We start from the raw sequence: 18,059 nt of genomic DNA, 5'->3' as shown, positions 1-18,059 counted from the left end.
AGGCGGCGCGGCATGGGTCCCGGGCATCCGGAAGAAGCTCACGCTGGCTTGCAGCTGCTCGGCCTGGGCCTAAAGTTCCTCGGCCTAGGAAGCCAGCTCCTCGTAAGCCGAGTCGTTTTGCTGGATGACCAGGTCGAGCTGCTGCAGGGCGGTGTTGACCTGGACCGCGCCCTGGCTCTGCTCCTGGCTGGAGGCGCTGATCTCCTGGATGAGGTCGGCCGTGCGCTGGATGTCGGGCACGAGCTTGGAGAGCAGTTCCCCGGCCCGCTGGGCCACCTGGGTGCTGCTGCGGGAGATGCCGGTGATCTCCGAGGCCGCGGCCTGGCTGCGTTCGGCGAGCTTTCGCACCTCCGAGGCGACCACGGCGAAGCCGCGCCCGTGCTCGCCGGCCCGGGCCGCCTCCACGGCGGCGTTTAAGGCCAGCAGGTCGGTCTGGCGGGCGATCTCCTCGATGACGGAGATCTTGGAGGCGATGTCGCGCATGGCCTTGACGGTGTTGGTCATGGCCGTTCCCGAACGCTTGGCCCCTTCGGCGGCCTTGCGGGCGAGCGTTTCCGTCTGCAGGGCGTTGTCCGCGTTCTGCTGGATGGAGGAGGTCATCTCCTCCATGGAGGAGGAGCTTTCCTCCACGGACGAGGCCTGTTCGCTGGCGCCCTGGGAAAGCGTCTCGGAGGAGGCGGACAGTTCCTCGGAGCCCGTGGCCACGTTCTCGGCCCCGGACTGGACCTCCTGGACCACTTCCGTGAGCCGGGCCACCATTTCCGACAGGGCCTGCATGAGCTGGTCGCTCTCGGAACGGGAGGCGACCTCGACGTCCAGGTCGCCCTCGGAGAGCTTTCTGGCCATTTCCACCACCTTGCGGTCGGCGGCGACCAGCGCGCCCAGGGATTGCAGCATGGTGTCGGCCTGGGAGCGCGGCGCGACGGCCACCTCGAGCTCGCCCAGGGCCAGCTTGCCCACGGTCTCGGCCACGCCCTTTTCGGCGGTGGCCACCCGGAGCAGGGATTCGGCCAGCATGCCCACCTCGTCCTTGCGGGCCACGTCCAGGCTCTTGCCCAGATCGCCCACGGCCAGGGCGTCGGCGAAGGCCACGGCGTCGCCCAGGGGCCGGCTGATGCCGCGCGCGATCAGCAGGCCCAGGCCCAGGCCCAGCAGCACGCTCGCCGCGGCCACGCCGATCACCAGTGTCCGGCTGGTTTCATAAATCCTCGTCGTTTCCTCGGAAAATTCCTTGGCGTTGGCTTGCTTGAGCTCACTGAGTTCCGACAGCAGGTCGTCCACGACCTGGCTTTTTTGCCTGCCGGCATTCATGGACAGTTCCACGGATGCGCGCTTCTCCTGCAAGGCATCGACCTTGCCGAGGTCGATGATCTTGGAGATCAAAGGTCTGTATTCATTCCAGGCCGTATTGAGTTTTTCCAGTAGTTGCTTTCCTTTTTCCGTATACAACAGCGGTTTTGCCTTTTCCAGGTTATCCGCATACATCTTTTCGTATCGACTTAAATTTTCTAAATATTTATCCCGATCTTCCGCAGAATAAGCGAGGAGAAACCCCCGCACCGTCCTGTCTATATACAGAAGATCAATGTTAGCTTCTTTGATATAAGAAACACCAAGCAATTCTTTCTGGTATATTTTATCCCCCATATCATTGATGAGCGACATTTTTGTAATGCCGTAATACCCAACAACCATTGTTAAGATCGCCATGACAATAAATGACAAGATGAGTTTCGTGCCGACTTTCATGTCATTGAACCATTGCATGGGGCACCTCCACTTTCAAGATGTTACGTAGACATAAATATAGATTCACCAAAACATGGCCGCCTATCTATAGCGAGACGCCCCTTCGGCCATGCTCTTTACAGAGGGAAAGCCAAGCGCGTTTCACCTATTGAACTCGCAGCAGCACCCGTCTCAAACGACATCCTCAAAGCAAACGCCCTGCTGTAAGGGCCGGAAACCTGGCACAGGATACTTTAATAAGTATTCTCCCTTGCCTTGATGTCGTCAAGTAGAAATGCCCGAGCCCTCCTCGCCGCCTTTCCGACGGCGGGAACACCCTGTCGCCCTTCCAGCATCGCCCGATGGGCACGAGCAGCCCGTCTCCTTGTCCGACAAACAAGGAGCGCCCGTGTTGCAGCATGATGCCAAGAGCGAAACGGGACGTTCGCCCACGGACGCCGGCCCGGAATGCGGCGGAAACCGGGGCCGAGGCCAGGTTCAAGCGGATAGGCGGGAGAATATCGATGCCCCGTTTTGCGGAGCGCAAAATGCGCCGCGCCCCCCCCTGTGCGCAAGGGCAACGGACGGGATTTGCGGCGAGGCCGGACTGGGACTTCGTGGCGACCGGCGGGAAACGTCCCAGCGGCCCTAAAAATACGACCGTATTTTTTAGAAGAACAGAGTTCCTGAAGCACGTTGTCCCTGGAATACGCAGGCGCGTATTCCGCGGACGCGGCCCTAGGCCACGGGCGGGTTGCGCCGCCGGCCGAACAGGCCCGAGTCGCGCACGGCCGTGGTGCGCCAGTTGCGGGTGATGGCCAGCATGCGCAGGAGGAAGGTGACGCCTATGGCCCCCAGGGCGGCGGCCAGGGGCGGCAGGGCGTCGCTTTGACGCAGGAGGGGATAGGTCAGGCAGCCGATGAGGGCGGCGAAGGCGTAGAACTGCCCGGGCCGAAAGACCAGCGGGGCCTCGCGGGTGAGCACGTCGCGCAGAAGTCCCCCGCCGCAGGCGTTGACCGTGCCGACCAGCACCGCCGGGGCGAAGTCCAGGCCGAAGGCCAGGGACTTCTCCATGCCGACCACGGCGTAAGCCCCGAGCGCCGCGGCGTCCACCACGGCCACGAGCTTGTCGGACAGCACGGCCCGTCGGCCGAAGATCAGGCAGGCGGCCGCCGCCGCGGCCACGGCCAGCAGGTAGTCCTGGTTGCGCACCACGGCCGGCACGCCGGCCTGGAGAAAGATGCCGTCGCGAATCAGCGCCCCGCCCACGCCCGTGGCCAGGGAAAGACCCAGGAGCCCGACCAGGTCGAATTCCCGTCGGATGGCTTCGATGGCTCCGGTTGCGGCCATGAGGAACACGGCGAACAGGTCCAGGAAAAGGGGCAGTTCGAAACCTTGCTGGGGCATGGCGCGGGCCTCCGCTTCGGGCGTGCCCGCCCCGGACCGGGTCCGGGGCGGGCGGCTCACATAGGGCCGGCGACGCCCGACGTCAAGCGTCGCGCCGGCCTTCGGGGCGGACCAGGGCGACGAGCTGGGGGGCGATGCGCGGCAGCATCAGGACGAAGACACCCACATACAGGAAGGTGAAGAAAAAGTGCACCTGCGCGCCGCTCACGTGGCCGGGCAACAACCGCCAGACGGCGTCGGGCACGGCCGGGGCCAGGAACTGGCCGCAGAAAAGGCCGAAGAGGAGCATCGCCCCCCGGATGTCCAGGCGCAGGCCGGCCAGCAGGCCCACGGCCAAAAGCGACTGGGCGGCGGTGAGCAGGATCTCGTGCATCTGCGCCGCGTCCAGGGGCATGGGCGCGGCAAACGAGCCGGCGGACACGCCGTAGACGCCGGGAATCATGCCCACCAGCAGCGTCCACTGGTTGAGCTTGGAGGAGATGAGGCTGCCAAGCGCCATGCCGGCCATGCCGCGCAGGGCGAACATGATGGCCACGATAAATTCCGGGGCTTCCGAGGCGATGGGGGCCAGCCACTGCACGAGCAGGAATTCGCTCACGCCGATGAGCCGGCCCGTGGCCACCAGGCCTTCGCTGAAATGTTCGGCGTTGGCCACGATGACCCCGGCGGCGAAGAGGAACAGGCCGGCCGTGGCCAGGCGGCGGCGGCCGGCCGCGAGCCTGGCCAGGCAGGCGGCTACGCCCTCCAGTTCGGGCTCCTCGCACTCGCGCCGGGCGGCGATGGCGATATAGACCACGTAGAGCCCGATGAGGACCGCGCCGTCCACCCAGGTCAGGGTCCCGGACAGGGGGATGCTCAGGGCGTAGGCCGTGGCCAGGCCCAGAAAGAGCACTTCCGTGCGCCGGGCCGGCTCCAGCACGACCGGCTGGCGGGTGCGCCACCAGACCACCCCGGCCACGGCCGTCCAGGCCACGCCGATGAGCAGCCGGTTGGCTCCGGTCATGTTGGCGATGGCGTAGTGGACGTATTCGGACTCGGGATGCTTGCCGGCCATCCAGGTGAAGTACATGTCCACGGCGTATTCCGGCAGCACGGCGATGAGCGCCACCACGGCCAGGGCCAGGGCTTGCGGGATGTCGTTTTGGGCCACGTCGCAGGCCCAAAGGAGCAGGAAAGACGCGCCCAGGATGGCCAGGCCGGACAGACCGGCGGCGGCCGGCGGCGTCATGGGCACGGCGAGCAGGGAAACGGCCAGGCCGGGCAGGCAGGCGGCCACGGCCAGCCACAGGGGAAGAAGTCTTCGCATGTGCTCTCCTCGGTTTGGCGGCCGATAAAAAAAAGACCTCGGCACGCGCATGCATGCCAAAGGTCTTGCCGATCGGCTCCGAGGGACCGACGACAGGGCCAGGCGGCGACATCGCCGCAGGGATGTTGACCCTGTCCGGAACAGCTACTCCCCTTTGGAAATTTCAAGATAGGCCGGATCGCCCGGCGCGTCAAGCCCTAGCCGGGCCATAGCCGCTTGCGCCGCCGGGGCGTCACACGACCCTGGCGACCAGGCCGATGGTGTCGAAATACTGGCCGGCCTCGGCGCGCATCATGTCCCGGTCGCGCACGGCGTAGGGATGGTCGCAGCTGAGCCACTCCCGCCAGGCCCGGTCGTGGCAGGCCAGGGAGAAGACCTCCTCGAGCCGCACGGCCGGCGAGCGGCCGATGAGGTCCGCCCACCAGACGGCGGAGTACATGTTCATGTCTTCCTGCCAGAAGGGGCGCATCTCCTCGGGAACGCCGGCGTCGAAGTCCTTCTTGAGCCCCGGGACCACGATGGCGAACAGGCCGCCCGGCCTCAGGAACGGCGCGAGCGCCGTCTCCAGGAAGCCCTCCCTGGCCCCGAAGTGGTGGTAGGCGTCGATGCAGACCAGGGCGTCGAAGTAGCCCCTGGCGAAGGGCATGGCGTCCACGTCGCCGTGCACGGGCATGACGCGGTCGTCGAAGCCGTGCCGGCGCAGCCGTTCGAAGTTGTCCGTGGCGTCGATCCACAGGTCGTAGCCCACGATGCGCGCGCTCAGGCGCGAGGCCAGGTACATGGAGGTGAGCCCGGTGCCGCAGCCGAGGTCCAGCACGCGCCCGGCGTCGGCGAGGTCGATCCTGCCGAGGAACTCCTCGGCCAGAAGCAGGCAGTTGGGCCCCATCAGGTTCCGTTTCACGAAGGCGGGGTCGAAAAAGGCGCTGGTGATGTGTTCTTCCATGGCGTCCTCCCGTGTCGTTGCGTTTCGGGGCGGACGATAAACAGGGGCGGCGGCCGGGGAAACCTCCTTTCCCCTTGCCAAGCGAAGTGGCGACAAGCCGGGGGCGGCCAGCCAAGCCCGCCCTGGGGCAGGGCGGGCTTGGCTGGCGATCTAGCGGCTCCTGGCGGAGGCGAGGATCTTGTAGACGGTTTTCGGCGACAGGCAGTGGGACGCGGCGATCTCGTCCACGGGCACACCGCGCCGGTATTTGTCGCGGATCACGGCGTTTCGACGCCGCAACAGCGCCTTGGCGTCGTTGCCCTCGCCCCAGCGCCTCCTGTTCTCCTCCTTGCGGGGAATGTACAGATACGCGCCGTCGATATGCTTCTGTATCGCTTCAAGCAGCTGCGCGGGCAGCACCTCGCTTGCTTTTGTATAAGCCATCATGCTCCCTCCCGAAATGGATTTCAGGATCGAGCAAAGGCTACCCCGTTTCCTTTCAACGTCTGCGGCAGCCTTTGCTAGGCATGCGGCACAAGATCCATCGGCGATGTGTTTTGCAAAAAAACCTCTCTTTTTTTCGGGCCCTTATACCGGCCCTGGCCCGGGCGTCAATGCCGCCCGGGAGCCGGGCCTAGCCGGACTGGTCGGAAAGCTGCTGCGAGATCTTCTCGGAAAAAAGGTACAGCACGTCCACGGCGAAGGCGAACTCCGGCACTTCCTCGCGCCAAAGCGCCATGAGCTCCTTGACCCGGGCCCGGGCCGCCTCGATCTCGGCCGACGTCTCGGCGTTGTTGATCGCCGCCAGGACCTCCAGGTACTCGTCGGAGAGAAAGGCCGTGACCATGCCGCGCGACACGCGCTCCTTGTCCAGGCCGTCCCAAACGCCAGACGCCATGTCAGCCTCCTTGTCCGGTCACTTGCAAAGCCAAAGCGCCGCGCCCTCGATGCCCCGCAGGATCTTGAGACTCGTGGTGGCGAAGATGTGCTTGAGGGTCGAGGGCCTGTGGCTCGTGCGGCCGATGGCCACGGCGGCGTAGCGGCGGGCCTGGGCCTCGTGCAGGATGGTCTTGGCCGGATTGGACGAGGTGAGCACCTTGATGGAGATGCGCTCGTCCTCGATGTCGTTGCCCTTGATCTCGGCCAGGGCCCGGCCGAAGATCTCTTCGGCGTCGATGCAGCGGTCGTCGGCGCACACGTGCAGGAGCGTGACGTCGTGGCCGGGTTCGTTGCGCAGGATGTAGCCCACGTGGTCGGCCACGCGCATGCACTCCTCGGAGCCGTCCACGCACACCAGCACGTTGCGGCGGTCCTTCTCCGGGTTACGGCAGATCCAGATGGGGAAGGTCAGCTGCTCCCACAGGATGCGGTGGGACACGCTGTCCGTGACCATCTCCTCGAACCAGGAAAGCCCTCGCCGCCCCAGCACCGCGGCGTCGTAGAGCCCTTCCTCGGATTCCTTGATGATCTCCTTGACCGTGCCGAGCTTGCCCTTGGAAAACTTGACCTGCACCTGATCTCTCGCGAACCCCATGTCGTAGAGCCACTGCTTGGCCTTTTCCATGGCCGGCACGCCGTGCACGGCCTTGTCTTCCTCGATGTGGACGATGGCCTCGGGATTGGCCTCCAGGTTGATGGGGTCGAGCCGCCAATCCGGCCGCCGGGGCACGACGTAGAAAAGCGTCAGCTTGAGCGACTCGCGCGCCGTGAAGAAATGGTGCACGAAGCGCAGGCTTTGCGAGGTATGAAACTCGTCGCTGACGGCCACGAGCAGGTGCTTGTCCATGAGTGGCGTCCTTACTCCCCGGGCAGACGGCAGGGCCGGGTTCGAGGGGTTTGTTTTTTATGACGATAAAACAACTTGCGCGAACTTGGAAAGGGATTATTCTTCACTTCGATCGTGATTTTCATTTTCAAGGAGCCCCACGTGGACAAGCTCATCGTTTTCCTTATCATCGCCCTGGCGGCCGGATACGTCATCCGGCGTTTCTTCTTCAAGAAGGGAACCACCGGCTGCGGGTGCGGCTGCGGCAGCGGCGGCTGCGACACGCCGGAAAGGAAGGGCGCATGCTGCGGCGAAGGACAAAAGCCCTTGTAATCGGCCTGTCGCTGCTCCTCGCCGGCTGGCTTGGCCTCGCCGCCAACCCGGCCGGGGCCTGCACGCTTTTCGGCCTGGCCGGCCCGGAAGTGGCCGGCGGCGGCACCATACTGGTCAAGAATCGGGACTGGCGGCCCAATCAGACCCAGGAGCTCAGGCTGGCCACCCCCAAGGGCGGCTACCGCTACCTCGGGCTTTTCGCCACAGGCGACGCCGCCTCGGGCCTCAAGGCCGGGGTCAACGAGGCCGGGCTCTCGGCCGTCACGGCCACGGCGGCGAGCATTCCCCGCGAGGAGCGCAAGGCCGAGCGGGGCATGGGCGGCATCCTGCGCCGGCTGCTCACCGAGTGCGGCAGCGTGGCCGAGGCCGTGACCCGCGTCGACCTCTTCGCCCAGGCCAAGCCGTGTTTTTTCATGCTGGCCGACCGCCACGAGATCGCCCGCATCGAGACCGCCCCGGGCGGCCGGTTCGCCGTCACGCACACGGCGCGCGGCGCGTTGCGCCAGACCAACCACTATCTCGAACCGTCCCTGGCCGACGCCAACAAGACCGTCGGGGCGTCGAGCCGGACCCGGGCGGGGCGCATCGAACAGCTTCTTGAAACCGTGGAGAAGCCGGCCGGCCTGGAAGCCATGCTGGCCCTGTCGCACGACCGGGCCTCCGGGCCGGACGACAGCGTCTTTCGCACGGGAAGCAGGCCCGCCTCCGTGCACACCATGGCCGTCTTCGCCGTGGCCATGCCGCCCGAGGGGACGGGGACGCTTTCCCTGCGCACCCTGGACCCGGACGCGCCCGAGCGCGTCCAAACGGTCGTCCTCGACGCGGCGGCTTTCGCCAAACGCTGACGTCGGGCTCTCGAAATCCGCGCAGACGCATTTCCAGGGCAATATTCGTCAGTCGAGGAAGAGGCCGCCCTAGCGCCAGGTCACCCGCAACGGCAGGCGCGGCGGCAGGCGCGTGAGCGAAAAGCGCGGGTAGCCGAGCATGAGCCCGCCGTACATCTCGTGGCCGTCCGGCAGGGCGAGGCGCTCCCGCACCGCCTGGTCCACCGAGGCCACGTGTCGCAGGATACCGGCCCAACAGGCGCCAAGACCCAGGAAATGGGCGGCCAGCTCGAAGTGGGACAGGGCGATGACGCAGTCCGTGGCCGGCGGGATGGGCGCGTCGGCCGGGGCGTGGGCCACGACCAGGCAGGGGGCGCGACGCAGGATGCCGTCGCGGCCGGCGTCGTAGGCCCGCAGGAAATCGGGGCTGCGGCCGGTGGCCCGCAGGAAGGCGGCGCAGCCGGCGGCCAGGTCCCGTATGGCCGAGGCGTCCTGGATGACGAGGAATTGCGCCGGCCGCAGGTTGAGGGCCGAAGGCGCGTACCGCGCCGCCTCCAGGCAGGCCTCGAGCACCGGGCGCGGCACGGGACGGTCGGAAAAATTGCGCACCGAGCGCCGGGTGGTCATGACGCCGACCAGGGCCTCGGGCGGGACGTCCGGGGCCGGCGGCGCGGCGGGCAGGTCCGACCGGTCGACCTCGCCCAGGCGCAGGCAGCCCTTGGGGCATACGGCCAGGCAGTGCCCGCAGCCGATGCAGGCCTCCTCCAGGCGCGGGCCGGGCACAGGAAAGCCCTCGGCGTCGGTTTCGAGCAGCGACAACGGGCATTCCAGCACGCACAGCCCATCCCGGGCGCAGCGCTCGCGATCGATCGTCACGGGCGGCATGGCCTCCCTCCCCGGCGGCATCGCGCCGTTTCCCTACAGGTTCTGACGCGTCCAGGACACGAGTTCGGCGGCGCTCCTGGCCCCGGAAATGCGGGCCTTCTCCCGGCCGCCGACGAACAGCGCCATGGTGGGCACGCCTTGGATGTGCATGCGGTCGGCGATGGCCAGCTCTTCCTGGGTGTCGCACTTGGCCAGGATGACCCGGGGATGGAGCATGGCCGCCGCCTGGTCGAAGGCCGGGGCCATGGCCCGGCAGGGGGCGCACCAGGGGGCCCAGAAGTCGACCAAGACGGGCAGGTCGCTCTTGGCCAGAAACGTGTCGAAGTTGGCGGCGGTCAGGTGCACGGGATGGGGAGCGAGGACGGGGGTCCGGCACTTGCCGCACACCGGCCCGCTGTCCAGGCGGCTGGTCAGCACGCGGTTGACGGCAAGGCACTTGGGACAGACCGCATGGATGGCATCGGGCATGGCGTATTCTCTCCGTTTCGACGGGCGCGTGTTCGCCCAAGCCGGTGTTTTCGCACCTTAAGACATAGCCATGGTTGGCCCAAAGGCAATGCCTCGTCCCCGCCGCCTTTTCTATGCCGACGCGTCGCCCTCGCTCATGGCGAAGTCCACCCGTATCTTGAACAGGCGGTCCGCCGGCAGGTTGAGGATGGAAATGCCGGTCTGGCGCGTGATCTCCGCCAGGCCCTCGGCGATGGCCTCCCGGGAGGGGCCGATCATGGTGAACCAGATGTTGAGGGGATGGTCGCGCAGGTAGTTGTGGGTCACGCCGGGGTGGGCGTTGACCGCGGCTATGAAGGCCTCGCGCTTGTCCTGCGGGGCCGAGGCGGCGCAAAGGGTCGAGAAGAAGCCGATCTTGGCCGACTGGAAGTTGGCCCCGATGCGGCGGATGATGCCCTTGCCCTTCAGCGCCCGCACCCGGGCCAGGGTTTCGGCTTCGGTGAGGCCCACCTGTTCGCCGACCACGGCGTAGGGGCGGGGCGCTATGGGAAACCCCGTCTGGATGATGTCGAGAATGCGCTTGTCCGTGGCGTCCATGGTTCCCGCCTATATTGCTGCGTTTGGGGGGGAGGCCTCGCGCTCCACCCTGTTCCTGCCCCCGGACTTGGCCCGGTAGAGCGCCTTGTCGGCCCGGGAGAGCATCGCCTCCGGGGCTTCGCCGGAAAGGTGCCGGGCCACGCCGAAGCTCGCCGTCACCCGGCCGGCGGCGGCGAAGTCCTCGCCGGCCACGGCCAGGCGCAGCCGCTCGGCCAGCTCGGCCGCCTGCTCCAGATCGATCCCCGGAGCCACGACCACGAACTCCTCGCCGCCGAACCGGGCCAGCCGGTCCACCTTGCGCAGCCGGGACCGCAGGCGCGCCGCCAGCTCCACCAGGACGGCGTCGCCGGCGTCGTGGCCGTGGGTGTCGTTTATGGCCTTGAAGTGGTCGATGTCCAGCAGCACCGCCGACAAGGGCGCGCCGTAGCGCGACGCCCGCGACGCCTCTTCGGCCAGGACCTCGGCCAGCTTGCGGCGGTTGAGCGCCCGGGTCAGGGGGTCGAGGTTGGCCAGGTCGAGGAGCTCGCGCCGCTCCAGTTCGAGCTCGGTCACGTCGGCCAGGGTCAGCAGGCAGCGCGACGGCCCGGGCAGGCGCGTCACCGCCACCTGGAACACGTGGGGCGGCTGGCCGGGACGGTCGGGATGCGTCAGGCGCAGCCGGTGCTCGCGGTCCAGCGGATCGTCGGCCAGCCGGCAGGCCCAGGCGGCCAGGCCCTCCTCGGGCGGCGGATCGGCCAGGAACTGCTCCAGGGACAACCCCCGGGCCACGAACTCCTGGCGCGAGGCCAGACCCAAAAAACGCAGCCAGGCCCGGTTGATGCCGAGCACCCGCGCCCCCTGCATGATGGCCGCCGGCTGGGGCATGTCGTCCAGGAGCCGGTGGGTCAGCTCCCAGGCGTCCTCCAGGCGGCGTTTCAAGCCCGCCGCCTCCAGGGCCTCGTCCAGGGCCTCGCCCAGGGCGGCCGGGTCGAAGGGCCGCTGGGCCAGACGCACCCCGGGCAGGGACACGGTCTCGAGCAGCCGGCGGATGTCCGCGGCCGTCCCCGTGAGAAAGACCGGCACGCGCCGGCCGGGCTCGCGCAACGCGGCCACCAGGGCGGCCGCCCCGCCGGGCAGATCCGCCGCCACCAGGGCCACGTCCGGCGTCTGGCGCGCCGCCGCCCGGGCGGCCGCCTCGTAGGTGTCGGCCGCGACCACCCGGGAACAGCGCGGCCGCAACAGGCCCTCGAGCAGATCCCGCGCCCAGGGGTCGGCCTCGGCCACCAGGGCGTAGCCTCCCCTGCCATGCTCTTCCATCGACGCCTCCGGCAAAAAGACAGCTTCGGCCACGACGATACGGGGTCTGGCCCCCCTTGTCATCGCCGCCGCAATGGGTATGTTCCGGTAGGAAGGCAAAACGTCTTCCTCGAAGCCCTGGAGGCGGCCATGCAGCGATTTCGCCCGGCCCTTTGCCTACTGCTTCTGCTTTTCCTGGCCCTTGTCGCCGACGTGCGCCCCGGCCAGTCCCAGCCGCGCCCCGGCGGACCGGCCTTCGGCCCCCGGCCCGTGGGCCCCGTGGCGGGGCCGTTCGTCGGGCCAAGGCCCATGGGCCCCGTGCCCGGCCCCTGGCGCGGGCCCGGCCTCCGACCGCCCGTGGGTCCCTGGCCCTGGCCCGTGGTCGTGGCCCCCGGACCGGCCTATTACCCGCCCTACCCGGCCTACCCCTACCCGGCCTATCCATACCCGGCCTATCCGTATTACCCCGGCTATTATCCGGGCTATCCCTCTCCGGCCTACGGCCCGTACCCCTACCCCGCCTACCCCGGCCCGGGCGTGGGCGTCTCGGTCGGAATCGGCCCCTGGGTCGGTCCGGGCGCCTACCCCGGCCCCTACCCCGGCCGCAGGCCTGGTCCCGTTGTCGGACCGGGTCCCATGGTCGGTCCGGGTCCTGTCGGCCCGGTGGGCGTGGTCCCCGGAGCGCCCCGCCAACCCGGCCCGAACTTCGGGCCGGGCCAGCCCGGGCCCATGGTCGTACGCCAGCCGGGAGCCAATTTCGGGCCGACGCAACCCGGGCCGGGGGCCGTGCGCCAGCCCGGGGCGAACTTCGGCCCGACCCAGCCCGGACCAGGCGCGATCAGGCAGCCCGGCCCCAACTTCGGGCCGACGCAACCCGGGCCCGGACGCTGAGGCCGCGTTGACGCCCCTTGGCGGCGCGGCTACCGGAAACGATGCGATCCCGATCCCACGGCAACCCCAAGCCCCAAGGAGTTCCCATGCGACGCTTTTCCCTGGTCGCGGCCCTTTTGCTGCTCGCCCTCGCCGGCTGCGCCAGCTCCGCCGCTTCCCGTCCGGAAACGGCCGGCGAGCCCACGGTCTACGCCCGGGTCGTGAATCCGCCCAATCCCCTGCTCGTGGGCTGCTGGATGCGCTCCCGGCCCTCGGAATACAACCGGCCGAATTCCTACAAGTATTGCCTGGTCGAAAAGGGCGGCAAGTACGCGGTCTACTACGAATGGCGCGATGGCAAGACCCTGGAGGAGCATAAGGGCTGGATGGCCTTCACCATCGACGGCGACCGCATGACCAGCGACACCGAGCCGAGCTCCTACGTCGTCAAGGACGGCCGTGTCTGGCACGGCTACGCCGGCCGCGACAAGCTGCACCCCATGCTGCGCCAGTAGCCCGGGGCCGGGGGCGGGGGCTTTTGCCAACGCACCCCGTTTTCTGCTATCGCTCCCCGAAACCGCCCGCGGCGGCCCCGGCCGCCCGAGGCGGACTTTCGTGGGAGGGAGCGCCGCCCCGCGGCCCGGAGCATCCATGTGGGACAGCGAAACCGCCAGGCGCTACGACGCCTGGTTCGAGACCCCGCCCGGGGCCTTCGCCCTGACGCGCGAGATACGGCTGCTCGAGCGCATGACGTCCGGCTGGCCCAGGCGCGGCCAGCGGCTGCTGGAAGTCGGCTGCGGCACGGGCATCTTCCTCGACGTGCTACACGGCGCGGGCTTCGACGTGGCCGGGCTCGACGCCTCGCCGGCCATGCTCGAGGCGGCCCGGCGGCGCATGGGCGAGCGGGCCGACCTGCACCTCGGCGACGGCGGCCACCTGCCCTTCGACGACAACGAATTCGATTTCTGCGTGCTGCTGACCGTGCTGGAATTCTGCCCCGACCCGGGGCTGGTGCTGCGCGAGGCGGCGCGCGTGGCGCGCAAGGCCCTGCTCGTGGGCTACCTCAACCGCTTTTCCTGCTATGGCCTCACCATGCGGCTTTTCCCGGGCCACACCCGCGGACCGCTGCGCCAGGCCAGGTGGTTCACGCCCTGGGGCATGGGCCGCTTGCTGCGGACCTCGCTCGGCCGCCGTCCCTGCCGCACCCGGTCCGTGCTGCTCGGCCCCAAGGCCAGCTGGCGCGAGGCCGGCCCCTGGCGGCAGATCAACAGCGCCATCCTGTCCTCGCCCGTGGGCGCGTTTTGCGCCGCCGACGTCTGCCTGACCGACGCGCCGATCATGACGCCCCTGCCCGCCTTCAAGGCCAAAGCCTGCCTGGGCTGACGGCGCGCCTTTTGACAACAAGGGCCGTCTCGTCTACGCTCATGCGTCTTTTCAAACGACGCGGCCGCTTGCCGCCCCCGGACCACGCCCCATGGAAAAAATACAGAAGATAAAAGGCTTCGCCGATCTCTTTCCGCCGGATTCCGGCGTCTTCTCCTTCATCGAGCGCACCGCCCGCGACGTGTTCTCCCGCTACGGCTACAGGGAACTGCGCGTGCCGGTGCTCGAACGCACCGAGCTCTTCGCCCGCTCCATCGGCGAGGAGACCGACGTGGTGCAAAAGGAGATGTACACCTTCCCGGACCGCAAGGGCCGCTCCCTGACCCTGCGCCCCGAAGCCACGGCCGGGGTCATGCGGGCGCTCATCGAGGACAAGCGCGCCGGCGAAAGCCTGCAGAAGTACTTCGCCCACGGCCCCATGTTCCGCTACGAACGGCCGCAGAAAGGCCGCATGCGCCAGTTCCACCAGATCGACGTCGAGGCAGTGGGTTCGCCCGACCCCCTGCTCGACGCCGAGGTTCTGCTCATGCTCGACCAGTACCTGCGGGCCCTGGGCCTGGAAAGCCTCACGGTGGAGCTCAATTCCCTGGGCTGCCGGGAGTGCCGGCCGATCTTTCTGGACACGCTGCGCGAATTTCTAAAGGGCATGCACAAGGAGCAATTGTGTGAGGACTGCATGCGCAGAAAGCTCACCAACCCGCTTCGCGTGCTGGACTGCAAGGTGCCCCAGTGCAAGGAGTTCACGGCCGACGCGCCCAAGATCACCGACCACCTCTGCCCGGAGTGCGCCGAGCACTTCGCCGTGGTCACGGGCGTGCTCGACGCGGCCGGCCTGCCCTACGTGCTCAACCCCCGGCTGGTGCGGGGCCTGGACTACTACGTGCGCACCACTTTCGAGATCGTCTCCGGCGACATCGGGGCCCAGTCCTCGGTGGCCGGCGGCGGACGCTACGACGGCCTGGTCGCTTCGCTCGGCGGTCCGGACGTGCCGGGTGTGGGCTTCGCCTGCGGCATGGAGCGCCTGGCCCTGCTGGTCAAAAAGGACCTGGAAGCCGCGCCGGACTTCTTCCTGGCCGTGCTCGACGCGGCCGGGCTGTCGCGCGGCCTGCTGCTGGCCCAGGAACTGCGCCTCGCCGGCTTTGGCGGCGAGGCCCCCTTCGCCGCCAAGAGCGCCAAGAGCCAGATGCGCGCCGCGGACAAGTCCGGCGCGCGGTTCTGCCTCGTGCTCGGCACGGAAGAGCTCGCCGCCGGCACGGTGGTGGCCAAGGACATGCGCGACGGCGGCCAGGAGACCGTAAGCCAGGACATGCTGGCCGCCTTCCTGCGCGCCCGGCTGGAAGAAGCGAAAGAAGAATAAGAGCGGGGGCGTCGCCCCCACACCCCCATCGGGGGGGATGATCCCCCCCGAGCCCCCCGCAAGGGGGGAACGCAGTTTTTGAAAAAAGGATGACTCCATGAGCGAGACGCTTGTCCTCGACAGGCTGGACGACTGGCGGCGCAGCCACGATTGCGGGGCGCTTCGGGCCTCGGACGTCGGCAGCGACGTGTGCCTGATGGGCTGGGCCCAGTTCCGCCGCGACCACGGCGGCCTGATCTTCATCGACCTGCGCGACCGCGGCGGCCTGACCCAGACCGTGTTCTGCCCCGAGGGGAGCGAGGAAGCCCTGGAACGGGCCCACGTGCTGCGCGTGGAATACGTGCTGGCGGTCAAGGGCCGCGTGCGCCCCCGCCCCGAGGGCATGGCCAACCCCAACATGGCCACGGGCGAGGTCGAGGTGGAGGTGACGGAGTTCAAGCTCTTGAATACCGCCGCCACCCCGCCCTTCCCCATCGAGGACCGCATCGACGCCTCGGAGATGCTGCGGCTCAAATACCGCTACCTGGACCTGCGCCGGCCCAAGCTCGCCGCCAACTTTTTGCTTCGAAACCGCGCCGTGCAGAGCATCCGCCGCTACCTGGACGGCCTGGGATTCCTCGAAGTGGAAACCCCGGTGCTGACGAAATCCACGCCCGAGGGCGCGCGCGATTTCCTGGTGCCGAGCCGCCTGAGCAACGGCGCGTTCTACGCCCTGCCCCAGTCGCCCCAGCTCTTCAAGCAGCTGCTCATGATGTCCGGCTTCGACCGCTACTACCAGGTGGTCAAATGCTTCCGCGACGAGGACCTGCGCGCCGACCGCCAGCCGGAATTCACCCAGGTCGACATCGAGATGAGCTTCGTGGACGAGGAGCAGATCATGGGCCTGGCCGAGAACATGGTGCGCACCATGTTCAAGGAAGCCGCCGGCGTGGCCCTGCCCGAGGTCTTCCCGCGCATGACCTTCGCCGAGGCCATGCGCGACTACGGCCTGGACAAGCCCGACGTGCGCTTCGACCTGAAGCTCGTGGACGTCACGGAGGTCGTACGCCAAAGCCAGTTCCAGGTCTTCGCCAAGGCCGAGCTGGTCAAGGGCGTGCGCGTGCCCGGCGGCGGGGCGCTCTCGCGCAAGGAGATCGACGACCTGACGGAATTCGTCAAGATTTACGGGGCCAAGGGCCTGGCCTGGATCAAGATCAAGGAAGACGAGTGGCAGTCGCCCTTCGCCAAGTTCCTCTCCGACGAGGAGCGGGCCGGGCTCGTCTCCGCCTTCGGCCTGGAGCCCGGGGACATCGTCTTCTTCCAGGCCGGCGCCGCGGACATGGTCAACACCGCCCTCGGCTACCTGCGCCTCCAGCTCGGCGAACGCTTCGGCCTCATTCCCGAGGGCGTGTTCGCCCCGGTGTGGGTCACCGACTTTCCGCTGCTCGAATACGACCCGGAAAACAAGCGCTACGCCGCCAGGCACCACCCCTTCACCGCGCCCCAGGCCGGCCACCTGGAGAAGCTGACTGGCGACCCGGCCGGGGCCCTGTCGCGCGCCTACGACCTCGTGCTCAATGGCAGCGAGATCGGCGGCGGCTCCATCCGCATCCACGACCGCGAGACGCAAAAGGCCATGTTCGCGGCGCTCGGCATCGAGGACCAGGAGGCCGAGGACAAGTTCGGCTTCCTGCTGCGCGCCCTGGAGTTCGGCGCGCCGCCCCACGGCGGCATTGCCTTTGGCTTGGACCGCCTTATCATGATCCTTGCCGGCGCGAAATCCATCCGCGACGTCATCGCGTTTCCCAAGACCCAGAAGGCCATGTGCCTCCTTACCGAAGCGCCGGGGGAAGTCTCTCTCGCCCAGTTGCGGGAGCTTGGGATCAAGCTGCGCACGCGGGACAAGGACAAGGATAAAGCCTGAAATCATGTCCCTTGAAATACTGAAATACCCGCATCCGGTGCTGGCGAGGAAAGCCGCGCCGGTAACGGAGATCACGCCGGAGATCCGGCAGCTCGCCGCGGATATGGCCGAAGCCATGTACGCCAACCAGGGCGTCGGCCTGGCCGCGCCCCAGGTCGGGCGGTCGCTACGCCTCGTGGTCATCGACCTGTCCGGGCCGGAGAAGCGCGAAGGGCTCGTCACCCTGGTCAACCCCGTCGTCACCGCCGCCAGCGGCGAACAGGAAGACGAGGAGGGCTGCCTCTCGGTGCGGGACTACCGAACCAACGTGCGCCGGGCGGCCAACGTGACCGTCACGGCCCTGGACCTGGACGGCAAGACCCTTGAGATCGAGGCCGACGCCCTGTTCGCCGTCTGCCTCCAGCACGAGATCGACCACCTCGACGGCGTGCTTTTCATCGACCGGATCAGCCGGCTCAAGCGCGCCATGTACGACAAGCGGGTGAAGCGATGGACCAGGCAGCAGCAGGAACAACCGGACCGGACCGGCTCGTAGCCGTCTTCATGGGCACGCCGCAGTTCGCGGCGACCGTGCTCGAGCACGTGCTCGCAAGCGACGACGTAACCGTGGCCGCAGTCTACACGCAGCCCGACCGCCCCTGCGGCCGGGGCAAGAAGTGCCAGCCCGGCGCGGTCAAGACGCTGGCCCTGGAAAAAGGCCTGCCCATCCACCAGCCCGAGACCTTCAAGGACCCGGCCGAGGTGGAGCGGCTGGCCGCCTACGCCCCGGACGTCCTGCTCGTGGCCGCCTACGGCATGATCCTGCCCCAGGCCGTCCTCGACGTGCCAAGGCTCATGCCCCTGAATGTCCACGCCTCGCTGCTGCCGGCCTGGCGCGGGGCCGCGCCCATCGAGCGGGCCATCGCCGCCGGGGACACGCTTACGGGCGTGACCATCATGCGCATGGTGGCGGCGCTGGACGCCGGCCCCATGATCATGCAGCGCGTGCTGGCCATCGGCCAATCCGACACCGCCGGCACGCTGCGGGCCGAGCTGGCCGACCTCGGCGGCCGGCTGC

At 68.2% G+C, this 18,059-nt stretch carries 20 protein-coding genes; 9 read left to right on the top strand and 11 right to left on the bottom strand.

Annotated features, from left to right (window positions below; genetic code table 11):
- Positions 1-84: 84 nt before the first annotated feature.
- The 7 genes from Q1K70_RS01265 to Q1K70_RS01235 all read right to left on the bottom strand — a co-directional run bounded on the left by Q1K70_RS01265 (position 85) and on the right by Q1K70_RS01235 (position 7,149).
- On the bottom strand, positions 85-1,749 hold the full coding sequence (locus Q1K70_RS01265) for a methyl-accepting chemotaxis protein (RefSeq protein ID WP_300154636.1): 1,665 nt from the start codon (positions 1,747-1,749) through the stop codon (positions 85-87).
- Between the two features lie 717 nt (positions 1,750-2,466).
- Entirely contained in the window at positions 2,467-3,135 is a 669-nt protein-coding gene (locus Q1K70_RS01260; protein WP_300154633.1) for a TRIC cation channel family protein, read from the bottom strand.
- Between the two features lie 82 nt (positions 3,136-3,217).
- Positions 3,218-4,441, bottom strand: coding sequence for a sodium:calcium antiporter (locus tag Q1K70_RS01255; RefSeq protein ID WP_300154630.1), 1,224 nt, complete (start codon positions 4,439-4,441; stop codon positions 3,218-3,220).
- Between the two features lie 232 nt (positions 4,442-4,673).
- Complete coding sequence (locus Q1K70_RS01250) at positions 4,674-5,384, bottom strand: methyltransferase domain-containing protein (protein ID WP_300154627.1); 711 nt, start codon at positions 5,382-5,384, stop codon at positions 4,674-4,676.
- Positions 5,385-5,534: 150 nt separating this feature from the next.
- Positions 5,535-5,810 carry a CD3324 family protein gene (locus Q1K70_RS01245; protein ID WP_300154624.1) on the bottom strand — a complete coding sequence of 92 codons (276 nt, stop codon included), beginning with the start codon at positions 5,808-5,810 and terminating at the stop codon, positions 5,535-5,537.
- Positions 5,811-5,997: 187 nt separating this feature from the next.
- Positions 5,998-6,261: a hypothetical protein gene (locus tag Q1K70_RS01240; RefSeq protein ID WP_300154621.1), complete on the bottom strand. Its 264-nt coding sequence runs from the start codon at positions 6,259-6,261 to the stop codon at positions 5,998-6,000.
- 18 nt (positions 6,262-6,279) lie between these two features.
- A complete protein-coding gene (locus Q1K70_RS01235) occupies positions 6,280-7,149 on the bottom strand; it encodes a universal stress protein (RefSeq protein ID WP_300154618.1) in 870 nt (289 codons plus the stop codon).
- A 141-nt stretch (positions 7,150-7,290) separates the two neighbouring features.
- On the opposite strand from Q1K70_RS01235, the gene Q1K70_RS01230 reads away from it, so the two are divergent.
- A complete protein-coding gene (locus Q1K70_RS01230; RefSeq protein ID WP_300154614.1) occupies positions 7,291-7,461 on the top strand; it encodes a FeoB-associated Cys-rich membrane protein in 171 nt (56 codons plus the stop codon).
- Positions 7,431-8,306: a C45 family peptidase gene (locus Q1K70_RS01225; protein ID WP_300154611.1), complete on the top strand. Its 876-nt coding sequence runs from the start codon at positions 7,431-7,433 to the stop codon at positions 8,304-8,306. The genes Q1K70_RS01230 and Q1K70_RS01225 overlap by 31 nt, the downstream gene beginning before the upstream one ends.
- Before the next feature lie 69 nt (positions 8,307-8,375).
- Here Q1K70_RS01225 and Q1K70_RS01220 read toward each other — a convergent pair whose 3' ends face one another.
- The 4 genes from Q1K70_RS01220 to Q1K70_RS01205 form a co-directional block, all read right to left on the bottom strand.
- Positions 8,376-9,161, bottom strand: coding sequence for a nitroreductase family protein (locus Q1K70_RS01220; protein WP_300154609.1), 786 nt, complete (start codon positions 9,159-9,161; stop codon positions 8,376-8,378).
- 42 nt (positions 9,162-9,203) lie between these two features.
- A complete protein-coding gene (locus Q1K70_RS01215) occupies positions 9,204-9,638 on the bottom strand; it encodes a thioredoxin domain-containing protein (RefSeq protein ID WP_300154607.1) in 435 nt (144 codons plus the stop codon).
- Positions 9,639-9,749: 111 nt separating this feature from the next.
- Complete coding sequence (locus tag Q1K70_RS01210; protein WP_300154605.1) at positions 9,750-10,214, bottom strand: AsnC family transcriptional regulator; 465 nt, start codon at positions 10,212-10,214, stop codon at positions 9,750-9,752.
- A 9-nt stretch (positions 10,215-10,223) separates the two neighbouring features.
- Positions 10,224-11,510 (bottom strand): GGDEF domain-containing protein, encoded by a 1,287-nt coding sequence (locus Q1K70_RS01205; RefSeq protein ID WP_300154602.1) that lies wholly within the window; start codon positions 11,508-11,510, stop codon positions 10,224-10,226.
- Between the two features lie 129 nt (positions 11,511-11,639).
- Between Q1K70_RS01205 and Q1K70_RS01200 the strand changes: the two genes are divergently transcribed.
- From Q1K70_RS01200 to Q1K70_RS01170, 7 genes are all read left to right on the top strand, one after another.
- On the top strand, positions 11,640-12,380 hold the full coding sequence (locus Q1K70_RS01200; RefSeq protein WP_300154600.1) for a hypothetical protein: 741 nt from the start codon (positions 11,640-11,642) through the stop codon (positions 12,378-12,380).
- 86 nt (positions 12,381-12,466) lie between these two features.
- Positions 12,467-12,874: a hypothetical protein gene (locus Q1K70_RS01195; RefSeq protein ID WP_300154598.1), complete on the top strand. Its 408-nt coding sequence runs from the start codon at positions 12,467-12,469 to the stop codon at positions 12,872-12,874.
- A 136-nt stretch (positions 12,875-13,010) separates the two neighbouring features.
- A complete protein-coding gene (locus Q1K70_RS01190; RefSeq protein WP_300154595.1) occupies positions 13,011-13,742 on the top strand; it encodes a class I SAM-dependent methyltransferase in 732 nt (243 codons plus the stop codon).
- A 91-nt stretch (positions 13,743-13,833) separates the two neighbouring features.
- The gene (gene hisS / locus Q1K70_RS01185; protein ID WP_300154592.1) at positions 13,834-15,099 is read left to right on the top strand and encodes a histidine--tRNA ligase; all 1,266 of its coding nucleotides are present in this window, start codon (positions 13,834-13,836) and stop codon (positions 15,097-15,099) included.
- 97 nt (positions 15,100-15,196) lie between these two features.
- The gene (gene aspS / locus Q1K70_RS01180; RefSeq protein WP_300154590.1) at positions 15,197-17,002 is read left to right on the top strand and encodes an aspartate--tRNA ligase; all 1,806 of its coding nucleotides are present in this window, start codon (positions 15,197-15,199) and stop codon (positions 17,000-17,002) included.
- A gap of 4 nt (positions 17,003-17,006) precedes the next feature.
- Positions 17,007-17,537 carry a peptide deformylase gene (gene def / locus Q1K70_RS01175; RefSeq protein ID WP_300154587.1) on the top strand — a complete coding sequence of 177 codons (531 nt, stop codon included), beginning with the start codon at positions 17,007-17,009 and terminating at the stop codon, positions 17,535-17,537.
- 8 nt (positions 17,538-17,545) lie between these two features.
- A partial coding sequence (locus Q1K70_RS01170; protein WP_300154584.1) for a methionyl-tRNA formyltransferase occupies positions 17,546-18,059 on the top strand: 514 nt, incomplete at its 3' end.

This window comes from Solidesulfovibrio sp. (assembly GCF_029978005.1).
In the GTDB taxonomy this organism is placed as follows: domain Bacteria; phylum Desulfobacterota; class Desulfovibrionia; order Desulfovibrionales; family Desulfovibrionaceae; genus Solidesulfovibrio.
The sequence above is the reverse complement of the archived record's forward strand: the minus strand, read 5'-3'. Positions and strand labels throughout refer to the sequence as shown.